This is a genomic window from Chryseobacterium sediminis, assembly GCF_008386505.1.
In the GTDB taxonomy this organism is placed as follows: Bacteria; Bacteroidota; Bacteroidia; order Flavobacteriales; family Weeksellaceae; genus Chryseobacterium; species Chryseobacterium sediminis.
In genome coordinates this window covers 138,596-152,127 of the sequence record NZ_VUNZ01000001.1, presented here as the reverse complement: position 1 = coordinate 152,127, position 13,532 = coordinate 138,596, and the positions used below count along the sequence as shown (strand labels likewise).

At 37.3% G+C, this 13,532-nt stretch carries 9 protein-coding genes; 3 read left to right on the top strand and 6 right to left on the bottom strand.

The features are described from left to right. Window positions 1-6: 6 nt before the first annotated feature. From FW780_RS00675 to FW780_RS00650, 6 genes are all read right to left on the bottom strand, one after another. Window positions 7-2,370, bottom strand: coding sequence for a patatin-like phospholipase family protein (locus FW780_RS00675; RefSeq protein WP_149831742.1), 2,364 nt, complete (start codon window positions 2,368-2,370; stop codon window positions 7-9). 183 nt (window positions 2,371-2,553) lie between these two features. Continuing rightward, window positions 2,554-5,241 (bottom strand): PD-(D/E)XK nuclease family protein, encoded by a 2,688-nt coding sequence (locus FW780_RS00670; protein WP_149831741.1) that lies wholly within the window; start codon window positions 5,239-5,241, stop codon window positions 2,554-2,556. Next, window positions 5,238-5,774, bottom strand: coding sequence for a DUF922 domain-containing protein (locus FW780_RS00665; RefSeq protein ID WP_149831740.1), 537 nt, complete (start codon window positions 5,772-5,774; stop codon window positions 5,238-5,240). The genes FW780_RS00670 and FW780_RS00665 overlap by 4 nt, the downstream gene beginning before the upstream one ends. Then, window positions 5,774-6,178: a hypothetical protein gene (locus tag FW780_RS00660; RefSeq protein WP_149831739.1), complete on the bottom strand. Its 405-nt coding sequence runs from the start codon at window positions 6,176-6,178 to the stop codon at window positions 5,774-5,776. The genes FW780_RS00665 and FW780_RS00660 overlap by 1 nt, the downstream gene beginning before the upstream one ends. A 63-nt stretch (window positions 6,179-6,241) precedes the next feature. Further along, window positions 6,242-6,877 (bottom strand): 16S rRNA (guanine(527)-N(7))-methyltransferase RsmG, encoded by a 636-nt coding sequence (gene rsmG / locus FW780_RS00655; RefSeq protein WP_149831738.1) that lies wholly within the window; start codon window positions 6,875-6,877, stop codon window positions 6,242-6,244. 97 nt (window positions 6,878-6,974) lie between these two features. Beyond that, window positions 6,975-8,312 carry a M20/M25/M40 family metallo-hydrolase gene (locus tag FW780_RS00650; protein ID WP_149831737.1) on the bottom strand — a complete coding sequence of 446 codons (1,338 nt, stop codon included), beginning with the start codon at window positions 8,310-8,312 and terminating at the stop codon, window positions 6,975-6,977. Between the two features lie 260 nt (window positions 8,313-8,572). Between FW780_RS00650 and FW780_RS00645 the strand changes: the two genes are divergently transcribed. The 3 genes from FW780_RS00645 (at window position 8,573) to FW780_RS00635 (ending at window position 13,519) form a co-directional block, all read left to right on the top strand. Further along, the gene (locus FW780_RS00645; protein ID WP_149388719.1) at window positions 8,573-9,766 is read left to right on the top strand and encodes a pyridoxal phosphate-dependent aminotransferase; all 1,194 of its coding nucleotides are present in this window, start codon (window positions 8,573-8,575) and stop codon (window positions 9,764-9,766) included. A 33-nt stretch (window positions 9,767-9,799) separates the two neighbouring features. After that, entirely contained in the window at window positions 9,800-12,739 is a 2,940-nt protein-coding gene (locus FW780_RS00640; RefSeq protein ID WP_149831736.1) for a M16 family metallopeptidase, read from the top strand. A 147-nt stretch (window positions 12,740-12,886) separates the two neighbouring features. Beyond that, window positions 12,887-13,519 carry a peroxiredoxin gene (locus tag FW780_RS00635; protein WP_047098363.1) on the top strand — a complete coding sequence of 211 codons (633 nt, stop codon included), beginning with the start codon at window positions 12,887-12,889 and terminating at the stop codon, window positions 13,517-13,519. Window positions 13,520-13,532: the final 13 nt, after the last annotated feature.

Here is a 13,532-nt window from a genome sequence, read left to right as displayed (position 1 = left end):
TAATTATTAAAACTTGAAGCCAACACTGAAATAGATTCTTGAAAAATCAAGCTGGCTGTTTCTGGAAACATTGATACTTATAGGACCTATGAGAGATTCATATCCAAGGTTCACTCCATACCCAAACATATCGAAACTGTTATTAAAAGGAGAAAGCTCTTCACTCACCTTTCCATAACTGAATGAAGGGGTAAGATAAAGTTTTTTCATAATCCTGTACTGAAGTGATATTGCTGTTTTGGCAACAGAAGTCATAGGAAGTTCTTTCTGGCGAAGACCATTGAATTCAGGGCTTAAGAGATCATTGTTATACTCACTCCCCCCAAGATTATATTTCTGATTCAGGAATAAATAAGGAACCTGATCGTCTCTCTTCGCTCCAAAACTTGCTCCCAAAAACACATTTGCCTTAACTGTCAGCCTTCTTGTGATGGGATAGAAAAAATTCTCATTCAAAGTAAAAGAAATAAGGTTTTTAGGTTCATAATAATAAGAATCTTTAGGGTTTAGTATCAGATACAGAAGAGGCTGTACTGTATTCAGATCATAAAGCTCATACTGATCTCCGTAATAAAATCTTGTACTTACCTGAAGATGATTCCCTTTTGTTGTAAAGTATCTTTTGTTGAGACTGTTCTGTTCAAACTTTAAAAATGTATTGAAATTGCTATGGTTGTAGAGTTTTTTACTATAATTATCCACTTTTGACTGATCCACTTTATCCAGTAAACTATACATTCTTTCCGTACTGAATTCTGTTCCCAATGACAGATAAGCATTTGGGCTTACATTATAATTCAAAGCGATCTTTCCCGTTATATTACGGTACATGTGGTTTGGAAAACGGTCACTGCCATCGTCATTCACATCATACAATCTGAAGTTCAGGTCATTACTTTTAAGATTAATCATTTTAGCTTCCAGATCCAGCCACAAACGCTCTCCGCTGTCCAGGAACTGCTGATACGCCAGTTTAGCCTTAAAACGCTCAGAAATATCTACAGTTGCCAAAAATCTCGATCTGTTCAAAAGGATATTTCTGTAGGTATAATTGACAATAATTCCTACCGACTGTTCTGTATCGTAGTGCAGAGCCAGCTTAAAAGCCCCTTTTTTTGCCCTTTTCACAAAAACATTCATCACAAGACTATCATTTTCATTTGTGTAAGTATAGTATACCTTTACATACTGACGCATTCCAAATACCCTGTCTATTGCTTCATTTACGGTTTTTGCATCATAATACTTCCCTTCTGTAAGCCCCATTTGTTTTTTAAGCACTTCAATCTCTGTAGCATCGTTAATAGGTGTACCATCTTCTTCATTGAATGTGAATTTTGTAGTGGGCAGCTTCACTTCTTCAATCATCTGATGTTCATATTGGATTCCTGCTTTTCGCTGAGCTTCTGCCAAAGCAACAAACTCGGGAAGATGCTTTCTCGCTTCTACCTCACCAATTTTGATGATCCTCCTGAATTTGGCAAAGTCCTTAGTGGTAATCTCGCCCAACGGGTCTACAAAGTCTACCAGTACGTTAGACAGCTCCTTTTGATGTTTAAAATCCTCTACCGAACGGATGGCATGAGTCTGGTAAATCATCTTCATGGGGTTTTCAATTTCTTTCTTGGTAAAAAGTCTGAAGCCCGTATATCCTCCGATCACAAAATCTGCTCCCATCTCCCGAACTTCATTGGCTGGATAATTACGATCCAATCCGCCATCAACCAAAAGCTTTCCATCAATATAAACTGGGGCAAAAGCTGCAGGAATTGCCAGCGTAGCACGAATAGCCAGCGGTAAAGAGCCTTGTTTCTGCATCACCAGACCTCCGTTTTCAATATCAGAAGAAGTAAGCTGAACAGGAATTCTCAACTTGCTGAAATCATTGATATGTTTTGCATTAAAAGTAAGTGTATTAAGAACCTCTCCCATATACTGCCCTTCAATATACGAGCCTGGAAGAGTCGGAAATCCTTTAACAACAGGAAATTCAAGAATATATTTGTCATACTCATCTTTTTCACTGATATTGACTTTGCTGTAAGGAATCTTATTACTCAGAATCCTGTTCCAGTCCATTTTATAGATCGTACGCTTCAGCTGGTCCGAATTGTACCCCATCGCATACAAACCTCCTAAAATCCCGCCCATACTGGTTCCTGTGATGTAATCTACCTTGATTCCCAATGAATCGATCATCTTCAGAATTCCAATATGTGCAAAGCCCTTTGCTCCACCACCACTGAGCGCAAGGCCAAACTTAGTGTCTTTGGTCACATTCTGAAGGGCAACATTCAGGGAATCATTCTTTTGCTGGGATTTGATAATAAGAGAGAAAGCTATAGCAAAAAATATCAGGATCTTTTTCATTGGTGATTCTTGGTGTATCCGATTTGAAACTTTAAAAGTAATAAAGAGTAAAGATACATAAAAAAGCCACCTGCTTTACGGCTGTTTTCAAGAAGTAAATAAATGTATTTCAGTTTATCACTTAAAACAAATAACCGATTGACTTTCAAATAAAAAAAATCATCTGATCAATATTAAATAATTTTAATATGCTTTTATTGTTTCCACAAAATTAACATCCGGATTCAGGATTTCAAGGATCAGACTTCTGACTGATTTCATTGCATCATCAATATTTCCTTTGTCAAACTGCAGGGAAACCATTCCTTTTTTAGCATCAGCAAAACTCCAGATCCCTGTCTCGATTGGGTATCCCCAAAACTCAGGAAGATGCTGAACAACATAATGATAAATACAGAGCTGAAGGGCCTGTTTTCGTTCACTGTTATGGAAATATTCAGCTACGTTATCTCCATCAATTTTCACGCTGAGATTTTTAATCTTGGCTGTTTTATAATCAATAATCCTTAGCGTTCCGTTCAGTTTATCAATCCGGTCAATGAATCCGAAGAAAGAAATTTTATCATTTCCTTCCAAAGGAAAATCAATGTTTTCAAACCTTCTTTCGATATCAACAATCTCCAGTTTGTTTCCCTGTTTTATCAATTCAAGATCATGAGTGAGGACATTTTCAATCACCTTTTTAGCAATTGCTTTATGAATATAATTCATCCCCTTCTCGTAGAATTCCGGCTGGTGTTTCAGCTTTTCAATGGCAATATTTATATAGTGATCTATTGCTTTAACTGAATCCTTTAAATCACTTTCTTTTAAAACCTTACCCTTCAATACCTCATACACTTCTTGAAGTGAATAATGGACCAGGTTTCCGTAATTTTTTACAGAAAGCTCTTCTTCAATTTCATCTGTTTCCGAGGTATTCAAAATCTTGGAAAGGTAAAAATCAATCGGGTTATAGAGATAGCTTGTAAGGTGGGACGCGGATACTTTTTCTTTCCATTTCTGAAGACGGTCCTGTACAATCTGTGTCTTGGAAATTTCTATGGGTTTAGTTGTAATGGGTTCGGAAGAATTTTCAATAATCAGGTGTTCAATCTCATGTGAACTTTCCATTTCAATCTGTGTGATGAAACGGCTTTTCTCCCCTGTATTCACTCCGGAACTTAAAGCATTATAGAGTAAGTGAACATTCTTAGCATCCTGAATCAGCCTGTAAAAGTGATAGGCGTAAATACTGTCGTTTTCCAGGAAAGTATGAAGATCAAAGAACCTTCGGATATCAAAAGGAATATAGGTATTCTGAGAGTTTCCAAGAGGAAGTTTTCCTTCATTCACAGAAAGCAGAATAACGTTTTCAAAATTCAGAAGACGGGTTTCCAGCAATCCCATAATCTGCAGTCCTCTCAACGGTTCTCCCTGAAAATCGATACTTTCAGAATTAATATGCTGATTGATCAGAATTTCCAGTGTTTCCATTTTGATCTCAATATTGTAGGGAGTCAGCTGATTTTTGATGATTCTGAATGCATTTTCAAAGTGAGAAACATTCTCATACTGAATATCATCTATTTCAAGCCATTTTACCTTCTGACAGAAGTCAATAAGCATATCCAGATAGATATTGGTTCCCTCAGCTTTTTGAAGAAGGTTAAAATATGACAACCCGCTGAGCAGTTCATAGAGGAGTTTTTTAGAAATATAAACAATATTCCGTTCTTCTACTTTGGCTTTAAATTCATTGATTACCAGCTCGTCTTCATCAGATTTAGGCAGTTCTTCCAAAATCGGAAAAACATCTCTGTAGTAATAGGAAGATTTATTTTTTTCCAGTTGTTTCTGCAGATAAAACAGACGTTTCACAGCATTGGAGAAAGATAAGTTCTTCAATGGAAATCCCATTGTTATATTCAGATTATCAACACCATGCATCACATCCAGACTTGCAGGAAGAAGGTTTTCATCCAGCAATATCACTGCTGTATTGGAATAGGTTTTATTATTGATTTCCTTAAAGATTTCCGGCAGTACTTTGGTTTGGGTTACATTTCCGGATACTTCGTATACTTTAATTTTTTTAGGTTGGTTAAAATCGTCTTCTATCCATTGAAAAGCTCTGTTATCATCAAATTCTTTCCAGGTCTTATGATTCCTAAGAAATTTTCCGGCTTCCTGTCTTTCATCATCGAAATAATAATGGTCTGCCTGAAAGAAACATTGCGCTTTATTCCATTTCAAAAGGCTTCTTACCAGCTTTTCCTCCACCGGAGTAAAGGCATTGAATCCACAAAATACAAATTCTTCCTTCGTGTTTTCAGCAAAATCAGCAATCTTAGCTTTAGCAGCTTCGTGAATCATTCCGGAAGTCGCCCAGTTCTTTTCCCGCAGTCTCTCTTTTAAAACAGGGAGAAAAACGTTCATATTCTGCCAGAAATTAAGAAACTTCTTTCTTGGGACATCTTCATCATCCCCAAGGTTTTGAGCCCATTCTTTGATCCTTTCCTCGTCAAACATATACTGCAGAACTGCCTGATCACTGTCTGAAAACTTCAGAATATCATCCCAATCCTTCTGCAGGGTAGGAAACCACTTCAAAAAGTCCGAAAAATCATCTCTTGGAATGAGATTCAGACTTCTGTACACATCGAATGAGAAAAGCCACAATGGAATTCCCTGGATCGGCTGTTGATCAGAAATTTTATTGATGAGTTCTTCTACCGTAAAAAAGTTCGGAAGAAGCCCTGAGTAATTATTTTCCTCCAGAATCTGTCTGATAAACACAATGGGACGTTTTCCGGGCAGAATGATATTAAACGCAGAGAGGTCCGGGTTTTGCGCTAGCAGTTCGTGAATGATCTTATTGAGGAATTTCAAGGGGCTTGATAGCTTTTTAAGTTGTCTAGTTGTTCAGAAATCGTATTATTATATTCAGCCTGTTTTTCTTTATTGATCCCATGACGGGTTTCTCTGTCGTAGGCCATCTGAAAGTTTTGATAATCAGTAGATATCCCGTCATAAATTGCTTTAAAATACTTGTTATAATCACCGGAAGTCCTGATTTTTTCAGCGACAGCCTTTCTGAATTTTCTCACAAATAATTCTGCAATATCAAAATGCTTTTGCTCATGAAGCAGGATGTAATCATCCATTTTTTTTACGTCCTTCCAGGATTTCTCTTCGTTAAATACGGTTTTGATGGTAATGGTAACCGGCGCTTTTGGATTGGAAGATTTTATAGAGGAAAATTCCCAGCCGCAATGGGTATACGCTGCTATATCGGGATTCTTTTTCTTATTCACCGGGCTTTTAAAATTATCCCATGTGAGTTTTCGGCCTTCTTCCCAGGTAATCTTTTGCCCGAATACCAACTCAGCTGCCAATAAGCACAATACAAAAGTCAATCTCATTATTCTACCACAATTGTTTTCGTAATCCAGTTATTGCCACCGTTCCAGAATTTAAAAGTATAGGTTCCTTTTCTCTGCGGACTGAAGTTGATCTGACTGGCCCCTACATAATTTCCCTGTGTACAAGGCCCGTTTGTAATATATTTGTAGGAAGTAACCGTTCTTTCCAGATTGTTATTATAAATATAATCATATCCGTAAAAACCCTCACACTGAGACGGATAGGTGGAATAAGTCTTGATGCTCTGTATCGCAAAAACGTCCATGGTATCATTGACAATTTTTACGCTGTCTATTTTGATCTTATCGATAGATTCGATTGTATGGTAATCGTCATCATTACACGAAACCAGAAGCCCGCCAAACAGTAATACTGAAAATCCAACATTTAAAAGTTTTTTCATAACCTTTAATTTTCTGATTATTAATAAATATTTAGCAAAAATTATTCCTTATTTACATAAAAATCAGGAATTAAAATTACCTTTTGATACATAAACTACTTTTTTAGTATCAAAAAATTCTTCATCAAAATAGTGTTTAAGGTTGAAAATTTCACATTTAATTCCGGCCAGCTCTTCTGCAAGATCACCACCTTTTAAATATAAAATCCCGTTATGTTTAGGGTTAAACTGTTCTTTTTCAAATTTTCCTTTCAGCCATCTTAAAAATTCCGGCATCTGAGTTACCGCTCTGCTGACTACAAAGTGGAATTTTTCTTTCAGTTTCTCTGCTCTTCCGTGGATAGCCGTTACATTCGTCAATCCTACACCTTCTGCTACAGCCTGTACCACACTGATTTTCTTACCAATAGAATCAATCAGAGTAAATTCTGTCTCAGGAAACAGGATCGCCAGAGGAATTCCCGGAAAACCACCTCCGGTTCCGATATCCAAAACTTTTGTTCCCGGAGCAAATTCCATCACTTTTGCAATTCCCAAAGAGTGGAGAATATGCTTTTCATACAGCGACTCCATATCTTTTCTGGAAATTACATTGATTTTTTCATTCCATTCATTGTACAGGTTCTCCAATTGAGAAAACTGTTCTCTCTGTTTTTCAGTAAGATCCGGAAAATATTTTAATAGTAACGATGCAGACATGTGAATTATTATAAACAGCAAAAATAAGTTTTATTTCGCTTGTATTCAAATCTACTTTTTCTGACAGTCCTTAATCTCGGTTTTTCAACAGAGATCATTACTTCGCAATACCCGGAATTACAGGCACGTTCAGGTTTCCGGACTGGCTGATTGTCTGTACTGCAAAAATATAATTGTCTTTGGAAAGCGGAACTTTAATGGAAAGCCCTGTTGTAAATATTCTTTTCTGCCATACCGGACTGTGTGTTTCCCGTGCCAGCACATAATATCCTGCCGGAGTTCCTGCTTTTGGCTTTTCCCAATGAAGGGTTGTTGAATTCGTTAATTCTTTAACATCCATTTCTACTTTCTCAGGTTTTGAAGTGGATTTTGCAAGATTGGCAAGTACCGCGATATTGGCAGCCACATTCTTCTTCAGATATTTAAAATCTATAAATTCCGGAAGATCACCATATTGCTTATTGTTTTCTACTCTTATATCCTGATGCTGATGATCATAATTTTCATAATACTCAGTCAGTCTTACGGAAGGAAATCCGTTATTGACAAAGCTGGTATGATCGCCTCCACGCAGGAATCTGTCATTTCTGTAAATCAGTTTTATTTCAAGTCCTTTGATGTACTCTTCAGTAATTTCTTTGATATATCTTGCCAGCTGTCTGGATTCGCTGTCATTTTCAAAACCCAGATTTCTGATTGTCATTGCTTTTTTGTCCAGATCTTTATACGGTAGACCTTCACTGAATACACGGAGTATTCGGGTATTAACTTCTCCTGTTTCTCCTGCTTTAGGATTGCCAATCATATCATTATTCAGGACGGCTTCCAGCTGTAAATTTTCTCTTTTCATTTTTTCAGCCAATTGCTTAGAGCCTAACAATGATTGCTCTTCTCCTGAAAAAGCTACAAAAATAATGGAGGCCGGAAATGAAGATCTGCTTAATATCCTTGCCGATTCAATAACAGCACTTACTCCACTGCCGTCATCATTGGCTCCGGGTGCTTTGGAAGTTCGGTTCATCACATCTGTCACCCTTGAATCCAGATGTCCGCCAATCAGAAAGATTCTTTTATCGTCAGGATCTGTACCTTTCAGAAAAGCAACAGCATTTCCGAGATTCACCGCTTGATCAATTCGCTTTCCATCCGGCTGGAGATCTTCCTGCTGAAGGTACACTTCCATTCTGCCTCCGGAATTTTTAGCATACTCATTGAATTTTTTAATAACCCAGTTTCTTGCTGCTCCTATCCCCTGTTTTGGATCATCTATTGTACTCAGAGTATGTCTGGTCTCAAAACTTACCAGTTTGCTGATATATGACTTCAATGAGTCTTCACTCACTTGCGAGACATATTTCTTCACTTCATTATCTTTTGAATGTCCCTGAGAAAACACAGTGCAGGAAATCAGCAATAAAAAAACGAAATATTTCATAGAATGATCTTTGATTGTTTAAAGATACGAAACCCTGAACTTCAGTAGTACTTTTATGTAACCTATTTTGCACTTATCCTCTATCATTGATCGTCATTTGGTCAAAATATGATTCAGCTATTTATCCCTGTCAAAGTAACATAATGATTCTAAACAGGAAAAATCTGTTCAAAACCTGACAAAAATCTTTTAAGTAACCCCTACTTTTATTATCCCCAAAAGACGTTTTTATTATATATTTGTTAAAATTCAAAAATTACATGGATAAACTTTCAGATAGAGTAAAAAGATTAGGATACTCACAGACATTTGTAATGTCTAATAAAGCCAGAGAAATGAAAGCCAGCGGAATAGATGTGATCAGCTTAACTCTTGGTGAACCGGATTTTGATGTTCCGGACAATATCAAACAGGCCGCTTTCGATGCCATTAACCAAAACTACAGCCACTACTCTCCTGTTCCCGGATTTCTGGAACTGCGCGAGGCTATTGCTTATAAATTAAAAAGAGATAATAACCTGGAATACAAACCTACCCAGATCTGTGTTTCAAATGGTGCTAAACAAGCTATTCTGAATGTTCTTGCATCTATTATCAATGATGGTGATGAAGTTCTTCTTCCCGCTCCGTATTGGGTAAGCTATGATGAAATGGTAAAAATGATGGGCGGAACTTCCGTAATGCTTCCTACCTCTTATTTAACAGACTTTAAAGTAACAGCAGAACAGCTTGAAGAGGCTATTACTGAAAAAACCAAAGCAGTACTTTTCAGTTCTCCATGTAACCCATCAGGTGGTTATTACACATACGACGAATTAAAATCCATTGCAAAAGTTATCGCCAAATATCCTCAGGTAACGATAATTTCTGATGAGATTTACGAATATATCAATTACGAAACAAAAACAACTTCTATTGCACAGTTTCCGGAAGTATATGAACAGACAGCGGTAATCAATGGAATGTCAAAAGCATTTGCTATGACAGGGTGGAGAATCGGATATTCTGCATGTCCGGAATGGCTGGCAAAAGCTTGTGAAAAAGTACAGGGACAGATGACCAGCGGAGCTAACACTATGGCCCAGAGAGCATCTATCACTGCATTGAAAACAGATCCTTCTGAATACAGATACATGATTGATGCCTTCAAAGAAAGAAGAGATCTTGTGTATGAACTGATCAAAGAAATCCCAGGATTTAAAGTATTGCTTCCTAAAGCGGCATTTTATTTCTTCCCGGATATTTCGCACTATATCGGAAAAACCCTGAACGGAACTGAAATTAAGAATTCTGACGACTTTGCCATGTTCCTTCTGGAAAATGCTCATGTAGGCTGTGTTGGCGGATTCTCTTTCGGAAGTCCGGAATGTATAAGGTTCTCTTACGCTGCTTCCGAGGAAGATTTAAGAGAAGCGATGAAGCGAATCAAAAACTTACTGGAACAATTCAATTAACAAATTAATAACCAAAAATAAAGCACAACAGCAATGAATCTTTTAAAAAAACTAACCATCGCATCGAGTATTGCCGCTGCAAGTTTTGCAGGATATGCTTTTGGCCAGGATTTTCAGTGGAAAGAAGGAAATTCTAATGGCTACAAGTATAAATACGTTACCAATGATCCTACTTCCGCAAGGTATTACACCTTAAAGAACGGATTAACAGTTATTTTGAGTCCAACAAACAAGGACCCGAGAATACAGACGTATATCGCTACAAAGGCAGGAAGCAAAACCGACCCTGCAGATCACACGGGTCTTGCCCACTATCTGGAGCATATGCTTTTCAAAGGAACCAATCAATTCGGATCTAAAGACTGGGCGAAAGAAAAACCTCTTTTAGACCAGATTGACGCTCTTTATGAAAAGTACAACCAGACGAAAGACGAAGCTAAAAGAAAAGAAATCTACAAGGAGATTGATAAGGTTTCCGGTGAGGCCGCTAAGTATGCAATTGCAAATGAATACGACAAAATGATGGCTGGTATGGGAGCCGACGGAACCAATGCCTTCACCTCCTTTGAACAAACGGTATACACAGAAGATGTACCGTCCAATGTTCTTGACAAATTTCTTGCTGTACAGGCTGAAAGATTCAGAGAACCCGTTTTAAGACTCTTCCACACGGAGCTTGAAGCAGTATATGAAGAAAAAAACAGATCTCTTGATGATGATGGAGATAAAGTTTTCGATACCATGTTTGCCAATCTTTTCCCTAACAACAATTATGGAAAGCAGACAACCATCGGAACGATAGAACATTTGAAAAACCCTTCTCTACACGCGATCAGAGAATACTATAACAACTATTACGTTCCCAACAACATGGGAATCATCATGTCCGGAGATTTTAACCCGGATGAAGTGATTGCAAAAATCGACAAGGCTTTCTCTTACATGAAGCCTAAAGCTATTCCTGAATATAAAGTAGGACAGGAAAAACCCATTACAGCTCCCATTGTAAAAGAAGTTGTAGGACCTAATCCTGAAAATGTAATGCTTGGATTCAGATTTCCGGGCGCTTCTACGAAAGATGCTAGAATGCTGAACCTTGTTGGAAACATGCTTACCAACGGACAGGCAGGGTTAATCGACCTTGATCTGGTAAAAAAACAAAAATTACTGGGAGCGTATGCAGGTTCTTATGCTTTAAAGGATTATTCAGTATTACTTTTACAAGGAAAACCAACTGAGGGCCAATCTTTGGATGAAGTAAAAAACCTTCTTCTTCAGGAAATTGATAAATTAAGAAAAGGAGAATTTTCTGATGACCTGATTCAGTCTATCGTCAACAACGAAAAGAAAGGTATTATTCAAAAGGATGAAAAATATTCGTCAAGAGCAAGCATTCTGATGGATGAATTTACTTCAGACGTAGACCATAAGGCATCGTTGGAATATGTTGATGAAATTTCAAAACTTACGAAAAAAGACATTATGGATTTCGTATCCAAATATCTTCAGAATAACAATTACGTTGCAGTTTACAAAAGAAAAGGAGAAGACAAGAGCATTGTGAAAGTTGACAAACCAACGATCACTCCGGTTTCCGTAAACAGAGAAGACCAGTCTCCTTTCCTTAAGAAGATTGATGAAATGCCTGAAAACCCTATCGCTCCGGTATGGCTAAACTATGACAAAGACATTGCTAAAAACAAATTAGCTGATGTAGATGTACTTTCTGTAAAAAATACAGACAATGCGCTGTTCAGAATGTATTATCACTTTGATTCCGGAAAATGGAATAACAAAATCCTTCCTCTAGCAGCAGAATATCTTCAGTACCTAGGAACTAAAGACAAATCTTCAGAAGTGATCAGTAAAGAGTTCTACAAACTTGCTTCAAGCTTCAATGTTGGTGCAGGAAATGAGGAAACTTACGTATCATTGGAAGGTTTAAATGAAAACTTCGATAAAACCATTGCTTTATTTGAAGATCTGATTAAAAACTGCCAGGCAGATCAGAAAGCTCTTGATGCTTACAAAACAAGACTGAAAAAAGCCAGAGCGAATGCGAAACAAAATAAAGGAACCATCATGGCCGGACTGAGAAGTTACGCACAGTATGGCGCACAAAATCCTTTCAACAATGTATTGAGTGATGCTGAACTTGATGCTTTAAAAGCAGAAGACCTGATCAATGTACTTCACGACCTGTTCAATTTCAAGCATAAAGTATTGTATTACGGTCCGAAATCAGGAAACGAAGTGGTAGCATCTCTAAGGCCTGTCCACAAACTTCCCGCAACCCTGAAAGATCTTCCTAAGTCTAAAACATTTGCTCAGGTCCCAACCGATAAAAACAAAGTATTATTTGCCCATTACGACATGGTACAGGCAGAGGTTTTCTGGGTGAGAAATGCAGACCAATACAATCCTTCTACAACCCCTACCGTAAGTTTGTTCAACAATTATTTCGGAGGCGGAATGGGATCTATTGTTTTCCAGACGATCAGAGAATCTAAGGCACTGGCCTATTCTACCTACTCTTATTTTGCACTTCCAAGCAAGAAAACAGACAAGGATATGATTATGGCTTATGTAGGAACTCAGGCTGATAAATTCAATGAGTCTACAACAGCAATGAATGAGCTTTTAACAACTCTTCCAAAATCTGAACAGTTATTTGAAACAGCAAAAAGCGGATTGAAAAAATCCATTGCTTCTGAAAGAATCACTCAGGACGGAATCATCTTCTCTTATCTGAAATCTCAAAGACTCGGAAACAATTTTGACATGAGAAAGAATGTCTACGAACAGGCACCAAAACTGTCTTTTGCGGACATCAATACATTCCACGATAAGGAAATGAAGAACAAAAACTACACATACTGTCTTGTAGCTTCTCAAGATAAAGTAAATGAGGCCGATATGCAGAAATTAGGTGAGGTAAAAAAACTTAACTTAACCGAAGTATTTGGTTATTAAAATAAACAAAAAAGCCCTGTTATCAGGGCTTTTTATTTAACAACACATCAAAAACAATTATAGATTTTATTTATCAATATTTGTTTGTTCGATAGATGAATCTTTTATATCTTTGCAACAGAAATTTAAATATAAAAACAGAAAATTATGTCTTTAGTAGGAAAAAAATTCCCAAATTTAACAATTGACGCAATGTCGGAAATGGGTGACGATCTAAGAATCAACATCCTTGATGAAGCAGTAAACAACCAGCAAAAAGTTCTTTTATTCTGGTACCCTAAAGATTTCACTTTCGTATGCCCTACTGAGCTTCACGCTTTCCAGGAGGCTTTAGGAGAGTTTGAAAAAAGAAACACTAAAGTAATCGGTGCATCTTGTGATACTAACGAAGTACACTTCGCATGGTTGAACACACCAAAAGATAACGGAGGTATTGAAGGAGTAACTTACCCACTTTTAGCTGATACTCACAGACAATTGGCAAATACATTAGGAATTGTTGATCAGGACTTCGAATACAATGAAGAAGGAGAAGAAGTTTTCACAGGCTCTAACGTAACTTATAGAGCAACTTACCTTATCGACGAAACTGGAAAAATCTTCCACGAAGCGGTAAATGATATGCCTCTGGGAAGAAACGTAAAAGAATTCTTAAGATTAATTGACGCTTACACTCACGTTCAAAAACATGGTGAAGTATGTCCTGCAAACTGGGAAGAAGGAAAAGATGCAATGAAAGCAGACAGAACTTCTACAGCAGAATATTTAGCTAAGAACTAATATAATGTGTTAA

What these genes read in the sequence shown, in the direction of transcription:
- FW780_RS00675 (WP_149831742.1), bottom strand. Translation starts at nt 2,370, where the DNA reads ATGAAAAAGATCCTGATATTTTTTGCTATAGCTTTCTCTCTTATTATC.
- FW780_RS00665 (WP_149831740.1), bottom strand. Translation starts at nt 5,774, where the DNA reads ATGAGATTGACTTTTGTATTGTGCTTATTGGCAGCTGAGTTGGTATTC.
- FW780_RS00660 (WP_149831739.1), bottom strand. Translation starts at nt 6,178, where the DNA reads ATGAAAAAACTTTTAAATGTTGGATTTTCAGTATTACTGTTTGGCGGG.
- rsmG (WP_149831738.1), bottom strand. Translation starts at nt 6,877, where the DNA reads ATGTCTGCATCGTTACTATTAAAATATTTTCCGGATCTTACTGAAAAA.
- FW780_RS00650 (WP_149831737.1), bottom strand. Translation starts at nt 8,312, where the DNA reads ATGAAATATTTCGTTTTTTTATTGCTGATTTCCTGCACTGTGTTTTCT.
- FW780_RS00645 (WP_149388719.1), top strand. Translation starts at nt 8,573, where the DNA reads ATGGATAAACTTTCAGATAGAGTAAAAAGATTAGGATACTCACAGACA.
- FW780_RS00640 (WP_149831736.1), top strand. Translation starts at nt 9,800, where the DNA reads ATGAATCTTTTAAAAAAACTAACCATCGCATCGAGTATTGCCGCTGCA.
- FW780_RS00635 (WP_047098363.1), top strand. Translation starts at nt 12,887, where the DNA reads ATGTCTTTAGTAGGAAAAAAATTCCCAAATTTAACAATTGACGCAATG.